The following is a 17,320-nucleotide window of genomic DNA, read 5'->3' as shown; positions in this document are numbered from 1 at the left end:
ATTTTGTTTTAATTGATGCCCACTGTCCCACAATTTATCCGCGGAGCGGTGTTTTGGGCCGTGCCGTAACCGCGGAATGCGGCCTGTTCCGTCGCCGTTGATCTTGCGCCGCGGGTGTCAGATGAAACGTCGGATTTTCAAGGATTATCCCGGCAATTTCCGGCGCAAAGCGCACGCTTCAAAGTCGGGTTTTGGATGGTTCCAATCCACAGTTTGTTATTTTTGTGGTTGAAATGTCATCCTTGCTGCCATACCCTGCTCTCAACACGCCACATAGTCAGCCAATTGTGTCCAAGGGAGTTTTTCCTTTGGGCCTGGGTTGTTTTGTATTTTAAAGAAACGCAAGAATATTGATCGATTTGTTTTTTCTGTTCTTGCGTCATCAAGACACGAGGTCTTATGACAGCCAAATTAAGGGTCCAGAAGGTCTTCAAGATCTTTGGTGACCAACCCAATCTCGCCCTCTCCCTCCTGCGGGAAGGCCAGACCAAGGAGTCCATCTTTCAGTCGTCAGGGCAGACGATAGGGGTACAGGAGGCCAGCTTCGAAGTTGAAGAGGGCCAGATATTCGTGGTGATGGGCCTTTCGGGCTCGGGTAAATCTACCATGGTCCGCATGCTGAACGGACTTATTCGCCCCACCAGCGGCGCGATATTGATCGATGCCGACGATGTCGCCTCCTGCTCGCCCGCCAAGCTGCGGGACATCAGGCGCAACAAGGTGGCGATGGTCTTCCAGCACTTTGCGCTCTTTCCTCACCGCACCATCCTGGAAAACGCCGCTTATGGTCTCAAGATCAAGGGCGTGCCGGCGGCGGAGCGGAATGCCAGGGCCCTCGTGGCACTCGAGCAGGTGGGCCTCGGCTCCTGGGCCAACAGCAAGCCGTCCGATCTGTCTGGTGGCATGCAGCAGCGCGTGGGCCTGGCCCGCGGATTGGCGACCGATCCGGAAATCCTGCTGATGGACGAGCCTTTCGGCGCGCTCGACCCCCTGATCCGGCGCGAAATGCAGGACGAATTGCTGGCGCTGCAGGCAACGCTGAAAAAGACCATCATCTTCATCACCCACGATCTCAACGAGGCGCTTCTACTCGGCGACAGGATCGCCATCATGAAGGACGGTCGCATCGTCCAGATCGGCACCGCCCAGGACATCGTCTCCAATCCTGCCGATGACTATGTCGCCGCCTTTGTCGCCGATATCGACCGCGGCCGCGTGTTCACGGCCGAGACGGTGGCGTGCGAAGCGGCCGTCATGCAGCTCGAGACCGACACCGCCGGCGATGCGGTGCGGCACATGGAAGATCAGAACCGCAATTCGGTCTACGTCATGGATGGCGACCAGATCGCCGGCGTCGTGACCTACCAGCAGGCCGCATCGGCAGACCGCGACAGTGGCGAGGCGGACGTTCAGCTTGCCGATGTGATGGTCACCGATTTTCCGACGACCGATCGAGACACGCAATTGTCCGATCTCTATGGCGCTGCCAGCGCCGGCCTGCCTATCGCCGTGACCGACGAAGACAATCGCCTTGTCGGTGTGGTCGAGCCCGAGGCCGTGTTCGCGCAATTGTCCGGGGATCAGGCGGAGCCGGACAAATCAGGCGCTGCCCCAGAGATCCAGCCCGAGGCTGCCCACTAGGGCGCCCGAGTGCACACCAACAGAGGAGACGTGCGATGAGCCCGTCCGATTATCTCGTCATCCCATTCGACGAATGGGTGAATGTTTTTGTCCGCGGCTGGCTGGTGCCCAATTTCCGGCCCTTCTTTCGCGCCGTCCAGCTGCCCATTTCACAGGTCCTGAATGGGCTCGACGCCTTTTTCGCCTTCGTGCCCATGCTGGCGACGACAGCAATCTTTGCGCTGTTGGCGTTCAGGTTTGCCGGCCGCGGCATGGCCATCTTCACAATCGTCGGCTTCCTGTTCATCGACATGATCGGGCTCTGGGCCCAGACCATGACGACGCTGGCCATGATCATCACCTCGGTGCTGTTCTGTGCCGTGATCGGCATACCGCTCGGCATCCTGGCGGCGCGCAATGACCTGACCTGGAAAGTCCTGCGCCCGACGCTCGACGTGATGCAGACCATCCCGAGCTTTGTCTACCTCGTGCCCATCGTCATGCTCTTCGGCGTGGGCATGGCCCCTGGCATCATCGCCACCGTCATCTTCGCCCTGCCGCCCATCGTGCGCCTGACCAATCTGGGCATCCGCAATGTGCGGGGCGACCTGATCGAAGCCGCAAACGCCTTTGGCTCGACGCCCTTGCAGACCCTGGTCGACGTGCAATTGCCGCTGGCCATGCGCACCATCATGGCTGGCCTCAACCAGACCCTGATGCTGGCGCTCTCCATGGTGGTCATCGCGGCGCTGATCGGCGCGGGTGGGCTTGGGCTCGTGGTCAATACCGGCCTCGGTCGGCTCGACGTGGGTCAGGCGACCGCCGGCGGCGTCGGCATCGTGATCCTCGCCATCGTTCTCGATCGGATCACCCAGGGCTTCGGCGCCGAGGGCAATGTGCCGGCGGTTTCGCTGCGCCAGACACTGATTTCCATGTTCCGGCCGGGCGCTGCAGCGCCGGCCCTGAACGGAAAAGCGGCCTGATCCCCGGGCCGTATCTTTGGGGACGATCCCCCTTTCGCCTCCGCCCATTATGCGGATCCACGAAAAGCAAAACAAAGGAGACAAAAACAGCAATGTTCCGTCTCAAGACAATTCCGAACCGCGCCGTCCTGATGCTGGCCTCCACGGTCCTGAGCGCTCCTGCCCATGCGCAGGAACAGCCCGGCAATGGCACAGAGATCATCATGGCGCAGCCGACCTGGGATACCGGCTGGTTCTATACCGAAATCTATCGCCAGCTCCTTGGGGAGCTCGGCTATTCCATCGGCGACGTGCTGACGCTCGACAATCCTGCCTTTTACCAATCGGTCGGCTATGGCGACGTGACGCTCTGGGTCGATGGCTGGTTCCCCATCCACAACCCCTATAAGAGCGCATTTGAAGGCGCCGCCGAGATCATCCCGTCCGTCGTCAGCGGTGGTGCCATTGAAGGCTATCTGGTCGACAAGGCCACTGCCGAGGCCATGGACATCACCTCGCTTGACGATTTCAAGCGCGATGACGTCAAGGCTGCATTCGACCGCGACGGCGATGGCAAGGCCGACATGGTTGCCTGCCCGCCCGGTTGGGGATGTGAACTGAACATCGAGCATCACATGAATGCTTATGATCTGAACGAGCACATCAATCTGATCAAGGCTGGCTATCCCGCGGCCATGGCCGATGCTGTTGCCTCTTATGAAACCGGCAGTCCCATCCTGTTCTATACCTGGACGCCCAACTGGACCGTGAACGAGCTGGTGCCGGGCGAGGATGTCGTCTGGATCAATGTGCCGGAAGTGAACTTGCCCGCAGACATGGCCGATCTGGCCCATGCCGCGATAGGCGAGGGGATCGTGGGTTGCGTCAGCGATCCCTGCATCCTGGGTTTCCCGGCCAACACCATCGATGCCGTGGTCAATTCGGCCTTCCTCGAGGACAATCCGGCCGTACGCGCCCTGCTTGAAAACGCCGAAATCCCGATTGCGGACGTCTACGCGCAAAACGCGGCGATGAATGCGGGCGATGGCGATATCGAAGCCCAGGCAAGCGCCTGGATCGCCGACAACCGCGAAACGGTCGATGGCTGGCTGGACGCCGCCCGCGCCGCCGCCCGATAAGCATGGCACCGGGGCCGGGACTGATCCCGGCCCTGGGCTGGTTTTAACGTGGCGCGCCGCTGCCTAGAGATGAAAATCTCCAGCGCATTCGGGCTGATAGATGACCCTCTCGATGCGGATGCGACGGGTGCGGTCCGAAATTGTCCGGTCGACGGCGCCGCCCTCCCGATAACCCAGTATCGCCGCGCCGACTTCGGACAGCACCGAGAGTTTGCCAGCGGTGTCGTTGGCGTCCTGCGGGTAGACGAGGGCCACTTCGGTCTTGTCGTCGTCCAGATGCAGGACCACCCGGGAATTCATGGTCACGACATCCCGCGCCACGGCCTCGGGCTCGACCACGATGGCCCGCTCAATCTCGTGTTCGAGCTCGACACGCGCCGGCCCCTGCTCAATCCAGATCAGGCTTTCGAGGCGGGCCTTGTCCGTCTCCGTTATGTAGATATCGCCTGACGCCGCCATTGCGCCGGTGCGGAGGAGGCGGAGATAGCGCCCGACGCTCATCGACAGCGACACGAGGGCGGGCGTCTCGCTGCCGAGCACAAACCCGCAGCGTTCGAAGGCCTTTCGTGAGCGCGTGTTGTCCTTGTGGATCTTGGCGATGACAGTGCGGGCGCGCATTTCCAGAAAGGCGATCTTCAGCCCTTCGCGAAGCGCACTGGCGCCGAGCCTGCGCCCCCAGGAGGCATGGTCACCGATGACCAGGACGATTTCACAATCGGCATCGGTCTTGACGAGGCGCACGAAGCCGACCGGAACGTCATTGGCATCGTAGACCATGAAGAAGCGGCCGCCCTGATTGAACAGCTGGGTCAGGATCGGCATCTGTGCCCGGTCCATGGCCTGTTCGATGATCCGCGACACGCTCGGGGAATCGCTGAGGTGGCGGGTGACGCGTTCATCCTCCAGCCAATCCATCAACATCATTGCGTGGGTCCGCATGATTTCCGGACGCAACGAAACGAAAGGCATTTTCATTTTTGCTCCCTCGGTCGCAAGAATGAAAGCCTGTCACGACCATGGCCGTGCTGGTTCTTTCGGTGAGTGGCGATGTATCGGAGACAGTTTAGCAAAACTCTATCGGTGAAGGCCAGCCAGGAGGGCCGAAAACGGACCGGCAGAGCAGGCTGGAGGCGTCGTGACCCGCCCGTGACTACGCCTTCGGCTCCATCGAACGCCTTAGAGACACGCTCATATTGAGGGCCCACAGGACAGCGCTCTTGCCACATTCTGGCTCCCGACCTCCGGGACGGTTCGAGTTTCAGCGCATGTTGTTTCTATCCATGGTTTGAGAATTCCGATGAGAAGGAAAGCTCATGGCTGTCAAGATTGCTGCGGAGCATGCTGAAAATCGCCATCTGGCGGGCGAACTCTATGACACAGACAGTGCGATGGCCCTGTCCGGCGCCGACGCCGAAGAGTTCGCTTCCCTTATCGAAACGGTCTACGACGCCGCAATCAAACGGGCGAGATGGATAGATGCGCTCCAGCAGGTCTGCGCGTTCATGCATTGCTCGGCTGGGTCGCTGCTGAGCTCGGACCGCATTGGCAGGTTCAACCTCAATGTGAACTGGGGGCATGAGCCCGGTTACTGGGAGAGCTATCAGAACCACTACTTCCATCTCGATCCGCTCAATGCCTGGGTGTTTCGATCCACGGCCGGTGATGTGCTGGTTGCCTCGCGCTCCCCTTTGTGGCCCGAAGTTCTTGCCTCGGCCTATTACCGGGAATGGGTGGAGCCACAGGGTTTCGTGGACTGCATCGGCGCCACGCTCGAAAAATCGCCCTCCGGCGCCGCTGCGCTCGCCTGTGTTCGCCGGGAGGATGAGGGATTGGTGGACGACGCCTGTTCCTTCAGGATCGGCCTGATCCTCCCGCATTTTCGCCGCGCCTTGATGATCAGCAGATTGCTTGATCAGCACGATCTGCGCGTCGGCGACTTTGTCGAAGCCATGGATGCGCTCTCCACCTGTGTCTTCTTTCTCAATGCCGCCGGCGAGTTGGTACACTCAAACCAGAGCGGGCGAGAGATCCTCGCGGCCGGAGAACCGCTCTGCCTCGTCGGAAAGAGCCTGACAGCGACGGATCAGTCGTCACAGATCGACCTTCGGCAGGCTGTGCATTCCATGCTGGATTTCCGGCCAGAAAGTCGGCTTGAGCGCGTTGCTCTGACCATTTCGGGCGCCAACGGGGTGTCCTACGCAACCCATCTGTTGCCCTTAACCTCCGGCGCCCGCCGCCATATTGGCCTGGGCGCCGCAGCGGTCATCGCCGTCTTTGTTCGCGCAACCATCATCGACGTCACTTCCGCGGTCTCGGCGGCCGCAAAATTCTACAATTTCACCCCTGCCGAGGCGCGCGTCCTCGCCGAGATCGTCGATCATGGTGGGCTGGAAAATGTCGCCGGCAGGCTGGGCGTCAGCCGCCGCACCGTACAGACCCATCTCGAGCGTCTGTTCGAGAAGACCGGGAGCAAGCGGCAGGCAGATCTGGTCAAGCTCGTCGCGGGATATGAGAGCCCACTGCGCCCGCGCGCCTAAGATAGCGCGCTTTATCGGTCGTTCGACCGACGCCGGATCATCGGCAATGTGAATAATCGGCCCTGTCGTTGACGCGTTCCGACACGCACCGGCTTCACTTCACTTCCCCTGAAACCCTTTAGGTAAGGACGTTGCCGTGAAACTCTCGGATAAACATCCAGTCGCTGTCCTTGCTGCAACAGGCTTTATAGCAGTCGCCTATTCCTGCTCAGCATATGGCGCCCCCCTCCCGCTGGCTATCCAGGCAGATACCGTCCTGAGTGGCCCCTGTGTCCTGACGAGCCGGTTCAAGCCGGAGGACAAGGTCATCTTCCGCATCCGCGTCACCGACACCCAGAGCGGAGAGCCGCTGGAGGAGGGAGGCCTCAAAAAGCTCGTTGTCGTCATGCCGGACGGGACGGAGTTCACGCCAAAATTCGGTCCCCATCCGCCACAGCAGGCCGCCGGCCATTATTGGACCTATGCATGGACCATCCCGGCCGACTACCCCACGGGCAGTCATCCCTACAAGGTTGTGGCAACCACCCTTGACGACCAGGAGGTCACCCTTATCCCCTTCGAGGCGCCGCCTTCCCAGCTCACCATCGTTGCAGAACAATGATGGTCCGCGCCCGCATCGCGGCGCTCTGCTTATCGGCAATGCTGATGAGCAGCGCTTATGCGGCATCCGCACCGGCGGCGGTTGACCTCGGGCCGGAGCGACCGATCGCAGAGCCCTCGGGCGGATTTGTTGGAAAAATGTCGTCGGTTCCCACCCATGGGCCGGCGGGCACTCCCGTGACGGTACACGGCGAAGGCATGCCTCCGGGCGAGGCGTTCGACCTTGTCTGGAACACGGTCGAGGGGTCGTGGGCGGTGGAGGAGGGGCTTTACAAAGGGCGTGAATTCACACCCAGGGCCTATCTCATCGCCGTCGTCACCACCGATGCCGACGGCAGCTTCTCCGAGGATTTCATCACCCCGGATGATTTCGGGTTTCTACACGATTTGACCCTGCAGCAGGACCGGCGGCTGCTCAACCAGACCGGCTATAGCGTCGATCTCACCATGACATTGTCTCCGGAAGAGGGGCCGCTGGGAACGCCGATCACGGTCGAAGTTCATGGCCTGGGCTGGCGTTACCTGGAGAATAGCTGGACGCTGGTCTATGGAAACAGTTTTACCGGCTGGCTGTCCTCGGTAACCACCAATGGAACTGCCAAGTTCACCGTCCCCGCTACCGGCGCGGTCGGCACGCAGGTCCTGCGATTGGTCCATGCCGGCTTCACCTATCCCTATCTCAATCCCGAGCAGAACCCTTACCCGGATCGTGTGCGCCCGCGCGCCGAGTTCGAGCTGACGGAGGGGGAGCCGGTCCTGGCGCCGCCGCTCGATGAGCAGACCCTCTCATCGGTACGGCGCTTGCCAGAGCCGGGCGATCTCATCGTGGAACCCGCATTTACCGGCGTGGGGCAGCCGGTCAGCGTTCAGGCCAAAGCGCTTGAGCCTGGCAAGAGCTATCAGCTCGAATGGGGGACACTGGTCGGCAATCGGGTGGTGCAAAATGGCTGGACCCGCGAGTTCACGCCCATCGGCACGGCCATAGCGGACGCGCAGGGCCAGGCGTCATTTTCGTTCGATACGCCCGACGATCTCGGTGGCGCCCATGATTTGGTCCTGTCCGCCGACGCGCATCGGCAGACCGGTCAGCACTGGATTACGCCCACCGCGCTCCCGCTCGATATCGACAGCGGGCCCGCCGGGACGACTTTCAAGGTGCACATCAAGGGCGGCGGCTGGAGCGAGACAGCCAACATCTACCACGTGAATTATGACAACGCCTATCTCGGCTATGTGTGTGCTTTCAACAGCAGCGGGGATTTGACCATCTACCTGGCTGCCTCCGGAGAACCCGGCCCCCACTACATCGATGTCTATCCAGGCATTTACAAAGGCACGGAAACCCAGCCGAGCAATTATCGTGTTCCCCAGCTCACTTTCGCTGCCGATCACCCCGGCGAAGATCTGCCTGCCTTTCATTTCGCGTTCACGGTCACCGAGAAACCCAACCGCGCTCGCTGATCCCTGCCGCACGATTTCAAGTCGCAGGCGGCAGTGGAAATTATGGAGAATGCAATGAGCAGATTAGCAATTGGCCGGGCGTTCGCCGCGGCGGAAATCGCGTTTGGTTTGTCGCTGGGCGCAGCGATGGCCTGCGACGATCAGATCGGCGCGACGGCGAAGACAGCACTGTCGGATCAGACAAAACCGGATGATCCGGGGCCGCGCAATCTGGTATTGCGGATGACGCCATACATGCAGGACGGGTTGGGCAGCTCGGACGGTCAGGTGATCCTGACCGCGCACGAGCAACTCAACCGGTACGGCGGGTCTTGATGGCGCCTGAGCGGCACCCGCAGCAGGGCCGCAGCTTTCTCCCCTGACGAGACTGGCGCATGGCTTGCCACAGGTGGGAAGAGGCGGGAGCGCCGGGCCGACAGCCCCGTGATGCGCCTTCCCGCCGCTCTGGTTCAGGCTGTCCGGGACGCCTCCGCGAACATTGGCCCGCCGCGCCAGCGAGGAAAGCCAAAGCCGTGGATCTCCACGAGGTCGATGTCCGAGGAGCGGCGCACGATCCCTTCGGCAAGGATCTGGGCTCCTTCGGACGCCATCTCGCTCACGAGCTGATCGGCAATCTGCTCGTGGCCGAGCGTTTCGCCCGCAATGACTGAACCCGCAAGCAATTCCACCACGGCCCGGGAGATGATGGGGGTCCGGCTGTCCGACGCATAGTCGTACCAGCCGGCGCCGACCTTCTGACCCTTTCGCCCGGCCCGCACCAGGATGTCGCCCAGCGTTTCGGCAACGGGCTTGCCGGCCGCGCGCGCGCCTTCGCGCTGGGCGAATGCGATGTCCAGCCCGCCGAGGTCCTGGGCTTCGAACGGCCCCATGGCAAATCCGTATTCGCGCATTGCGGTATCGACTTCGGCGATCGGGATCCCGCGTCGCACCAGATTTTCCGCAGCGGCGCGATAGCGCTTGAGGATGCGGTTGCCGACAAATCCTTCACAAATGCCCACGCAGACCGGCATCTTGCCGAGCCGCCGGGCCAGCGCGGTCACGGTTGCGATTATGACGGCGTCCGTTTGCGCGAGCGGAACGATCTCGAGCAGTTTCATGACATTGGCGGGGCCGAAGAAATGCAGCCCGATGAAGCGCTCGAGACGGGCGAGGGGCGCGGAGATCTCTCGCGGATCAAGGTAGGACGTGTTGGTCGCAAGGATCGCGTCAGGCCGGCAGGTGCTGTTGAGCTGCTCGAAGAGCGCTTGCTTGACGGCCATGTCCTCAAAGACAGCTTCAATCACCAGATCGGCGTGGGCGAGGCCGTTCATGTCCGAAATGGTAACGCATCGTGCGAGCCTCTCCGCGGCTTGTTCCGCACTCAGCCGGCCGCGCTTTACGGTTGAGCCATAGAGCGCCCGCAGATTTGCCCCGGCGAGCCCGGCCGCCTCGTCGTTCCGTTCAACCAGTGTCACGCTTAAGCCGGCATCAAGGAAAGCCGCGGCTATGCCGATGCCCATGGTGCCGCCGCCGACGACACCGACATGCTCGATCGCGATTGTGTCGACGCCCTGCAATTCGGCAGGCCGGAGCAGGGTGCGTTCCGCGAGGAAAACGTGCCGAAGCGCGGCGGCCTGCCTGGAGCTTCGCAGATCAAGGAAGAGCGCCCTCTCAAACGCCATGGCCTCGGCGAAGCCATGCGTTGCAGCAAATTCAATGCTCTCGAGAGCCTTTAGCGGTGCTGCCTCTCCCCTGCCGCGCTTCTTGACGGCCAGGCGCTGTGCGTCCCAGTCCAAATCTTCTGCGCGCGGCATGGCGCGTTCCGAGATTGGGGGAGGGAGCGGGGTTTTAAGGGCGCTCCGGAGATGGTCAACGGCGCCGGCGACCAGATCGTCCTCCACCAGCGCATCGACGAGGCCCATGGTCAGGGCCTTTTCGGCTGGCACGGGCTTTCCCGAGGTAATCATCTCTATCGCCGCGGCGAGACCGACCAGTCGCGGCGTGCGAACTGTGCCCGATGCGCCGGGAATGACCCCGAGCGACACCTCCGGAAAACCGAGAGATGCGTTGCGGGCGGCAATTCGAAACCTGCATCCGAGGGCGATTTCCAATCCACCGCCCAGGCAAGCGCCGTGGATCGCCGCGAGCCAGGGCTGTGGTGCATTTTCGATGCTGGCGACGACATCGGGCAGATGCGGGGCGACGGGGGGCTTGTCGAACTCGTTGACGTCCGCGCCCGCGATGAAGGTCTTGCCCGCGCACTGCAAAACGACACCGCGCACGGCCTTGTCGGCTCCGAGCAATTCCACCGTTTGGAGGAGTTCTTCGCGCAGCATCTGGCTCAGCGCATTTACCGGCGGATTGTTGATGGTGACGATCGCGATTTCAGCATCGCGGGAGATGGTAACAAGCGTCATCGAGGCAGCCCTGCGCTGGAATGTACTTCTCGTAAACTATTGATTTTACGAAGAAAAATTTGATTTTGCTGTTGGCCCGACGGGCTGGATATGCCAAAGTGGCGAGAACATCGGCGCCAAGCCTTAATTGGAGGAGAAGAGAGTTGCAGGCATCGGAAAGCGTGCTTTGGGCATTGGAGAATGGCGTCCTCGAGGTGATCTTGAACCGACCGGACAAGCTCAATGCGTTCAATGTCGAAATGCATGTGGCGCTTAGGTCCGTTCTCGAGCGTGCCGGCGACGATGCGTCGGTGCGCTCTGTTCTGATCACAGGAGCGGGACGGGCGTTCTCTGCGGGACAGGACCTTAGTGATCGCGACCCGCGCAAGCGCACCGGTCCGCTCGATCTCGGGCATTCCCTGGACACTTATTATAACCCGGCCGTTCGGCTCATTCGGGACCTGCGCAAGCCGGTGATCGTCGCTGTGAACGGTGTGGCGGCGGGAGCGGGAGCCAATATCGCGCTGGCCTGCGACATCGTGATCGCGGCTCAGTCGGCAAAGTTCGTTCAGGCCTTTTCCAAGGTGGGGTTGGTACCGGATTCGGGGGGAAGCTGGACGCTGCCCCGCACGCTGGGCGAGGCCCGCGCCAAGGCGCTGATGCTTCTGGCCGAGCCGCTGCCGGCGACGACCGCCGCTGACTGGGGCCTCATCTGGAAGGCCGTGCCGGACGCCGAACTTCTCGATCATGCCCGCCAGATCGCTCGACAGCTTGCTGCAGGTCCCACCCTTGGACTTGGACTTACCAAACATCTGATCCAGGCCGCCGCCTCCAATACGCTTGACGCTCAACTTGATCTCGAGCGCGACAGCCAGCGCATTGCAGGCAAAAGCGCCGACTATTCGGAGGGGGTCGCTGCCTTTCTCGACAAGCGACCACCCGTTTTCCGGGGGGAATAACCCACCCAGAGGGACAGCTGAGCTGTCCCTCAATGCACCGCCGACAGGCGGCGGCAAATCGCTTGCAGATGTTCGGTCATCGTTCCCAGGCTCCGGCCGGCAAGACGCTCGGCCGCCGGTGAGAGATGGCCATACTCCCCCGCGCCCGAGGCAAGCCGAATGCCGATCTGGGCCTCGACGGCAAAGTCAGGCAATCCGCGCTGAGAAAGGAGGCGCCCATACTCGGCGCTGTCGAGCTCGTGGGCCACAACAGGCTTGCCCCATGTCTCGCCTGCCAGTCCCGCAATCTCATAGAGATCGAGCGCTTCGGGCCCGGTAAGCTCGTAGGCCTTGTTCTCGTGGCCCTCCTGGGTGAGGACTGCAGCGGTGGCTGCGGCCACGTCGCGGCGGAAGATATAACCGACCTTGCCCGATGCTCCGGGCAGAGCCAGGGAGCCAGTCTGGAACGCGATATTCAGGGCGCTATCCAGATTTTCCACGAAGTGATTGTTGCGCAGGATGGTGTAGGCCAGACCGGACTCAAGCAGATAGCGCTCGCTATCCGCGTGAACAGTCGCGTAGGGAAACAGGCTCTCGATCCGGGGATTTATGAAGCTGGTATAAACCAGCCTCTCCACCCCCGCTGCCCGCGCAGCATCGATAGCGGCGCGATGTTGCCGGATGCGGATGTCGATCGGGGCCGTGCCGCAGATGATCATGGCGACCCGCGAACCCTCGAACATGGCACGCAGGGTTTCCGGCTGATCGAAATCGGCCTTCACGACGCGCACGCCATCATCGGAAAGATCGCTGATGGAGGAGGGCTTGCGCGTGCCTGCCACGAGTGCAGTTTCAGGCGCGCGCTGCTTGAGGGCGGCCACGATTTGACGGCCGAGTTGGCCCGATGCGCCGGTTATGCTGATCATGGTGTCTCGAAATTTTGAGATGCAGGGTCGGGAAAGCGAGGTCGGGGGCCGCTAGATGCGCTTGTCCCGACCGGCCCAATACTCTTCCCGGATCACGTTCTTCTGGATCTTCCCGATCGGGGTCTTCGGGAACTCGGTTACCAGCTTGATGAGACGCGGACGCTTGAAGCGCGCCAGCCGTTCCATGCAATGATTGACCAGATCATCGTCGCAGATCTGCGCGCCCGACTTGAGCTGGACATGGGCTGCCGGCACCTCGCCCCATTTGTCGTCGGGAATGCCGAAGACGGCGCATTCGGCAACGGCGTGATGCTCGTAGAGGACGTTCTCGATCTCTTTGGGATAGATGTTCTCGCCGCCGGAAATGATCATGTCCTTGGACCGATCCACAAGGGTGAGGAACCCGTCCGCATCGACCGTCGCCAGATCGCCGCTCCAGGCCCAGCCGTGGCGCCAGAACGCGCTGGTCTGCCCGGGGTCGCCGTAATATTCAAGCATGACGTTGTCGCCGCGAGCCACGATTTCGCCGACCTCGCCGGGCTGTACCGGCTTGCCGTCGGGATCGAGCACTGCGAGGTCGGCATTGTAGACCTGGCGGCCCACGCTGCCGAGCTTTCCGGGCAAATCGCCGGATTTGAGCGCGGCGACAATGCCCATTTCAGACTGACCATAGAACTGCGTCAGACGAACCCTGGGCAATTTTTCCAGCATGGCTCGCTGCACCCAGTCGGGCATGGGCGCCCCGGAGAAATTGAGCTTGCGCCAGGCGCTGAAATTATCGGCCTCAAAGCCGTCGTCGCTCACAATCATGCTGACCTGGGTCGGCACCATGAAGCTGGCGCTGATATTGTAGGTCTTCGATAGGCGTGCGTATTCGCTCACGTCCCATTTGGGCAGCAGGATCGTGGTGGCGCCCACCAGAACCGCAGGCTGGAGCATGATGTTGAGGGCAGCCACGTGAAAGAGCGGAGTGACTATGGAGACCACATCGTCATCCGTGATCCCACTCTCCACCACCACGGTGTGGGCGGTGACCACACGGTTGCGATGACTTGCAAGCACACCTTTCGGCCGGCCCGTCGTGCCACCCGTATAGGTCATGCAGAACGGATCGTCCTCGCTGAGGTGCACCCCCGGATCGGTGTCGGGATAGCCTGACAGCAGATCCTCGAAACCCAGTTCGTCGGCAGCCGCAGCGCCGAACACGATGGATGCCTTCAACTTGGGCAGGCGTTCAGTGGCCTGCTTGACCTTTTCAGCGAAGCTGTCCTCGTAGAACAGGACCTCGACGTCTGCCTTGTCGAGCACATAGACCAGCTCTTCGAGGGCGTAGAGGACCGAGACATTGACGAAGACGAGGCCCGTGCGCGACGCGCCAAAGAAGGCGGTCACATATTCGATCCGGTTTCTGGACAGAATGGCGACCTTGGCGCCTTTGGCAAGGCCCATGTCGAGCAGTGCGTGGGCGCAGCGGTTCGCATCCCGCTCGAGATCGCGATAGCTCTTTTCCACCCCGTTGCAGACCACTGCGGCCTTGCTGGGAAAGCGCTCGGCAGAGCGCCTCAGCATGTCTCCAGTCAACATCCCTGAACCCTCCCTGTCTGCCTTACGCTTCGCGGATCAGCGCGTGGCCGATGCGCATCTTCATGAGCTCATTGGGCCCGTCGACCAGCTGGGTCACCTTGGCATCCCGCATCAGGCGCTCGACGTGGTTTTCCCGGTAATTGCCGTAGGCGCCGAAGATCTGGACGGCGTCGATGGTCACCTTCATGGCCATGTCGGAAGCCTGCATCTTCACCATGGCGCAGCGGGTTGCCGTTTCGCGGCTGGTGATGTCGTTGGTCGCATCCATCCAGCGGGCCACCTGATAGATGAGCGCGCGGCTGGCTTCGATCTGCGTCGCCATTTCAGCAAGCGAGAACTGGATGGCCTGATGCTGGATCAGCGGCTTGCCGAAGGTGTGGCGCTTCTTGGCGTAGGCCAGCGCGTGTTCGTAAGCGCCCTGCGCAATGCCGAGAGCCTGGGTTCCGCCACCGAGACGGCCCAGATTGAGCGCTTGTGCGAAAAGCTTGAACGCGCCGCCCTCTTCGCCGAGCAGCTGTGAGCGCGAGACGCGCACATTATCAAAGAACACATCGGCCGGTGGCAGCTGGCGGAAGCCCATGAGGTCGTCCACTTCGCCCACGGACAGACCGGGGGTTCCGGCATCCACCACGAAAGCGGAAATGCCGCGCGTGCCCTGGCTGGGATCGGTCATGGCAAAGACGAGATACATGCCTGCCGCGCCGGCGAGCGAGGCCACGCGCTTGTGGCCGGAAATGATCCAACCGTCTCCATCGGGGACGGCCTTGGTCTGCATCTGGGCCAGATCGGTACCGGTCTCCGGCTCCGTGATCGCGATGCAGGTCAGCGAGCCTTCGGCCATGCTCTTGATGGCGCGCTCGCGCAGGGCCTCATCCTGGCAATTGGTAAAAATCGCATAGGCGCAGGCTTCGTGCGAGACGATGTTGGAATATCCGCCATCGACCTTTGCGACCTCTTCCTGGGCCAGCACGAGCGAGAGGATGTCGGCGCTTTCGCCGCCCTTCTCCGTGGGGATATAGAGGCGCAGAAGCCCCGCATTCTCCAGGATATGGAGCCCGTCCCACCATTCCTTCGAGTGACCGGTCTGGCGGTCGATATCGATGATGATCTTGGAAAGTTCGCGGGTTGCTGCGGCCGCCTTGTCGCGAACAGCTGTTTGCGCGGGTGTGAACACGTGCATTGGGAATTCCTCTTCTGAATTTGGTAGGCGACGCCTGGGTGCGGTTGGTCTAGTGACCCAGGTTCTGTGTCGCCTCGCTGTCGTCCGCGACGAGTATGTGGATGCAGAGTGCGGCCGGCTCGCCGAGGACTGTTCCTCCTGCGTTATGGGCCATGCCCACCCGCGCTCCGTTGACTTGGCGCGGGCCGGCCTGGCCGCGCAATTGCTGGGTGAGTTCGCAGATCTGGGCGACGCCGGTGGCGCCGACGGGATGACCGCGCGAAATGAGGCCCCCACTGGTATTGACCGGTATGCGACCGCCGATCCGCATGTCGCCCGCTTCCACCATTCCGGGTCCGCCATCGGCGGGACACAGGCCCAGCTTTTCGTAAAGCACGAGTTCGCTGGCTGCAGTGGTGTCGTGCAGTTCCACCAGTGACAGCTCATCCGGTCCCAAGCCGGCCATTTCATAGGCAGCGCGTGCGCCGCCTTCGGAAATGCCGACGCCGTCGGGGCTGCCGGTGGAGCGAAGTATGGAGGCGCCGATGCGAATGCCAACCCGTCCGATCCGGCGGGCATAGGCTTCCGAGCAGACCACGAGCGCAGCCGCACCGTCGCCGATGGGCGAGCACATGAGGCGCGTCAGCGGGGGCGCCGACACCGGGGCGGCCATGATCTCGTCGAGACTATAGGCGTGCTGATATTGGGCGAACGGATTGAGCGCGCTGTTGGCATGGCTCTTTTCGGCAATCATGCCGACATGCCGCAACGTTGCCCCGGTGCGCTCCATATAGGCCGCGAGCCGGTGGCTGGATTCCTCGAGGAAGACGCTGCCGCCACCATCCCCCGAAAGCTTTTCGACATCGGTCGCGGAGGCCAGCGCGCGCATCGTCACGGCCCTGTCTGGATGGAAGAGCTTTTCAAGGCCGAGAACGAGCACGACGTCATAAAGGCCCGCTCCCACGGCGACCCAAGCCTGGTGTAGCGCCGAGGAGCCGGAAGCACAGGCATTCTCGACGTTGAGAATAGGCAGGCCGCAGATCCCCATTGCGCTGAGGACCACCTGACCGCGAACGGCTTCCTGCCCGGTGACGATCCCGGCAAAGGAATTGCCGACATAGGCCGCCTGCAGCGCCCCGGCCTCAACGCCTGCATCGGCGAGGGCTGCCGTCACGGCCTCCCGGCCGAGATCCTTGAGCGAACGATCCTGATATTTGCCGAAGCGCGTCATGCCGACGCCGCAGATGTGAACCGGATGCATTAGTGAGACTCCGTGGATTGGCGCCACCGCATGACCCAGCGCTCGAGCAGCTTCATGCCTTCGCTTGCGAGAACAGCCAGGACAGCCAGAACGATGATGATGCCGAAGACCTGGGCGGTATCGAACATGTTGCCGGCGCGCGAGATCATCTGGCCGAGGCCATATTGGCCCGCGATCATCTCACCGACGATGGTGCCGATCAGCGCCAGACCGATGCTGATGCGCAGGCCTGCGAAAATAAAGGTGAGCGAGGCGGGAAAGAGGACGCGACGCGCAATGAAGGTCCGGCTTGCCCCCATGGTCCGCACCGCGTTGATCAAATTGCGGTCGATTTCGAGGATGCCGGTATAGGTATTGAGAAGCAGCACGAAGTAGACGAGGGATGCCGCCAGGGCGACCTTGGAGCCCTCGCCGATGCCGAACCAGACCAGAAAGAGCGGCGCAAGCGCGACGCGCGGCAGGCTGTAGAGCGCCATGATGAACGGCTCGAGCAGTCGGAACACGCCGCGCCATTGCGCCAGGACAAAGCCCGATGCCACGCCGAGCACGGCACCGATGAACAGGCCGAGCAGCGTCTCGCGGACCGTTACGATCACATTGGTCCAGAAGAACCCGTCTACGAGGGCGCCACCGAGCCAGGCGAAAATACGGGACGGACGGCTCATGGTGAATTCGGTCACCAGGCCCAGGCTGGCTGCGCCCTCCCATATGGCGAGGACGGCAGCCAGGACAACCAATCGATAAAAGACAAGCATGAT

Annotated in this window: 15 protein-coding genes; 8 read left to right on the top strand and 7 right to left on the bottom strand. The window is 62.0% G+C overall.

Translation table 11 applies throughout. From position 1 onward, the window contains the following. Positions 1-399 precede the first annotated feature (399 nt). The 3 genes from N0P34_RS18115 to proX all read left to right on the top strand — a co-directional run bounded on the left by N0P34_RS18115 (position 400) and on the right by proX (position 3,721). A complete protein-coding gene (locus N0P34_RS18115; protein WP_275604611.1) occupies positions 400-1,641 on the top strand; it encodes a glycine betaine/L-proline ABC transporter ATP-binding protein in 1,242 nt (413 codons plus the stop codon). A 35-nt stretch (positions 1,642-1,676) separates the two neighbouring features. Beyond that, entirely contained in the window at positions 1,677-2,603 is a 927-nt protein-coding gene (locus N0P34_RS18110) for a proline/glycine betaine ABC transporter permease (protein WP_275604610.1), read from the top strand. Positions 2,604-2,695: 92 nt separating this feature from the next. Continuing rightward, positions 2,696-3,721 (top strand): glycine betaine/L-proline ABC transporter substrate-binding protein ProX, encoded by a 1,026-nt coding sequence (proX, locus tag N0P34_RS18105; protein ID WP_275604609.1) that lies wholly within the window; start codon positions 2,696-2,698, stop codon positions 3,719-3,721. Between the two features lie 63 nt (positions 3,722-3,784). On the opposite strand, the gene N0P34_RS18100 is transcribed toward proX, so the two are convergent. Further along, the gene (locus N0P34_RS18100; protein ID WP_275604608.1) at positions 3,785-4,696 is read right to left on the bottom strand and encodes a GNAT family N-acetyltransferase; all 912 of its coding nucleotides are present in this window, start codon (positions 4,694-4,696) and stop codon (positions 3,785-3,787) included. Positions 4,697-5,034: 338 nt separating this feature from the next. On the opposite strand from N0P34_RS18100, the gene N0P34_RS18095 reads away from it, so the two are divergent. From N0P34_RS18095 to N0P34_RS18080, 4 genes are all read left to right on the top strand, one after another. Then, entirely contained in the window at positions 5,035-6,258 is a 1,224-nt protein-coding gene (locus N0P34_RS18095; RefSeq protein WP_275604607.1) for a helix-turn-helix transcriptional regulator, read from the top strand. A 136-nt stretch (positions 6,259-6,394) separates the two neighbouring features. Then, the gene (locus N0P34_RS18090) at positions 6,395-6,859 is read left to right on the top strand and encodes a hypothetical protein (protein WP_275604606.1); all 465 of its coding nucleotides are present in this window, start codon (positions 6,395-6,397) and stop codon (positions 6,857-6,859) included. Between the two features lie 137 nt (positions 6,860-6,996). After that, positions 6,997-8,319: a hypothetical protein gene (locus tag N0P34_RS18085; RefSeq protein WP_275604605.1), complete on the top strand. Its 1,323-nt coding sequence runs from the start codon at positions 6,997-6,999 to the stop codon at positions 8,317-8,319. Between the two features lie 54 nt (positions 8,320-8,373). Then, positions 8,374-8,634 carry a hypothetical protein gene (locus N0P34_RS18080; protein WP_275604604.1) on the top strand — a complete coding sequence of 87 codons (261 nt, stop codon included), beginning with the start codon at positions 8,374-8,376 and terminating at the stop codon, positions 8,632-8,634. A gap of 134 nt (positions 8,635-8,768) precedes the next feature. On the opposite strand, the gene N0P34_RS18075 is transcribed toward N0P34_RS18080, so the two are convergent. Continuing rightward, the gene (locus tag N0P34_RS18075) at positions 8,769-10,715 is read right to left on the bottom strand and encodes an FAD-dependent oxidoreductase (protein WP_275604603.1); all 1,947 of its coding nucleotides are present in this window, start codon (positions 10,713-10,715) and stop codon (positions 8,769-8,771) included. Positions 10,716-10,858: 143 nt separating this feature from the next. On the opposite strand from N0P34_RS18075, the gene paaG reads away from it, so the two are divergent. Next, positions 10,859-11,653, top strand: a complete 795-nt coding sequence (gene paaG / locus N0P34_RS18070) for a 2-(1,2-epoxy-1,2-dihydrophenyl)acetyl-CoA isomerase PaaG (RefSeq protein ID WP_275604602.1) — start codon at positions 10,859-10,861, stop codon at positions 11,651-11,653. 29 nt (positions 11,654-11,682) lie between these two features. On the opposite strand, the gene N0P34_RS18065 is transcribed toward paaG, so the two are convergent. From N0P34_RS18065 to N0P34_RS18045, 5 genes are read right to left on the bottom strand one after another with little or no spacing between them, the layout of a single operon-like run. Next, complete coding sequence (locus N0P34_RS18065; RefSeq protein ID WP_275604601.1) at positions 11,683-12,558, bottom strand: NAD(P)H-binding protein; 876 nt, start codon at positions 12,556-12,558, stop codon at positions 11,683-11,685. A gap of 51 nt (positions 12,559-12,609) precedes the next feature. After that, a complete protein-coding gene (locus N0P34_RS18060) occupies positions 12,610-14,142 on the bottom strand; it encodes an AMP-binding protein (RefSeq protein WP_275604600.1) in 1,533 nt (510 codons plus the stop codon). A gap of 22 nt (positions 14,143-14,164) precedes the next feature. Beyond that, on the bottom strand, positions 14,165-15,322 hold the full coding sequence (locus tag N0P34_RS18055; RefSeq protein WP_275604599.1) for an acyl-CoA dehydrogenase family protein: 1,158 nt from the start codon (positions 15,320-15,322) through the stop codon (positions 14,165-14,167). Positions 15,323-15,371: 49 nt separating this feature from the next. Beyond that, positions 15,372-16,562 carry a beta-ketoacyl synthase N-terminal-like domain-containing protein gene (locus tag N0P34_RS18050; RefSeq protein ID WP_275604598.1) on the bottom strand — a complete coding sequence of 397 codons (1,191 nt, stop codon included), beginning with the start codon at positions 16,560-16,562 and terminating at the stop codon, positions 15,372-15,374. Then, positions 16,562-17,317, bottom strand: a complete 756-nt coding sequence (locus N0P34_RS18045; RefSeq protein ID WP_275607022.1) for an ABC transporter permease — start codon at positions 17,315-17,317, stop codon at positions 16,562-16,564. Before N0P34_RS18045 ends, N0P34_RS18050 begins: the two co-directional genes overlap by 1 nt. Between the last annotated feature and the right edge of the window lie 3 nt (positions 17,318-17,320).

This window comes from Devosia sp. FJ2-5-3 (assembly GCF_029201545.1).
Lineage (GTDB): Bacteria > Pseudomonadota > Alphaproteobacteria > Rhizobiales > Devosiaceae > Devosia.
Note: the sequence above shows the minus strand (reverse complement) of the source record. Positions and strands in the feature narration are given on the sequence as shown.

Bases quoted from the DNA above. Each gene is read 5' to 3' on its own strand.
- N0P34_RS18075 (WP_275604603.1), bottom strand. From the start codon at position 10,715: ATGACGCTTGTTACCATCTCCCGCGATGCTGAAATCGCGATCGTCACC.
- N0P34_RS18050 (WP_275604598.1), bottom strand. From the start codon at position 16,562: ATGCATCCGGTTCACATCTGCGGCGTCGGCATGACGCGCTTCGGCAAA.
- N0P34_RS18085 (WP_275604605.1), top strand. From the start codon at position 6,997: ATGTCGTCGGTTCCCACCCATGGGCCGGCGGGCACTCCCGTGACGGTA.
- N0P34_RS18110 (WP_275604610.1), top strand. From the start codon at position 1,677: ATGAGCCCGTCCGATTATCTCGTCATCCCATTCGACGAATGGGTGAAT.
- N0P34_RS18115 (WP_275604611.1), top strand. From the start codon at position 400: ATGACAGCCAAATTAAGGGTCCAGAAGGTCTTCAAGATCTTTGGTGAC.
- N0P34_RS18100 (WP_275604608.1), bottom strand. From the start codon at position 4,696: ATGAAAATGCCTTTCGTTTCGTTGCGTCCGGAAATCATGCGGACCCAC.
- N0P34_RS18065 (WP_275604601.1), bottom strand. From the start codon at position 12,558: ATGATCAGCATAACCGGCGCATCGGGCCAACTCGGCCGTCAAATCGTG.
- N0P34_RS18080 (WP_275604604.1), top strand. From the start codon at position 8,374: ATGAGCAGATTAGCAATTGGCCGGGCGTTCGCCGCGGCGGAAATCGCG.
- proX (WP_275604609.1), top strand. From the start codon at position 2,696: ATGTTCCGTCTCAAGACAATTCCGAACCGCGCCGTCCTGATGCTGGCC.
- N0P34_RS18045 (WP_275607022.1), bottom strand. From the start codon at position 17,317: ATGCTTGTCTTTTATCGATTGGTTGTCCTGGCTGCCGTCCTCGCCATA.
- N0P34_RS18055 (WP_275604599.1), bottom strand. From the start codon at position 15,322: ATGCACGTGTTCACACCCGCGCAAACAGCTGTTCGCGACAAGGCGGCC.
- N0P34_RS18095 (WP_275604607.1), top strand. From the start codon at position 5,035: ATGGCTGTCAAGATTGCTGCGGAGCATGCTGAAAATCGCCATCTGGCG.
- N0P34_RS18060 (WP_275604600.1), bottom strand. From the start codon at position 14,142: ATGTTGACTGGAGACATGCTGAGGCGCTCTGCCGAGCGCTTTCCCAGC.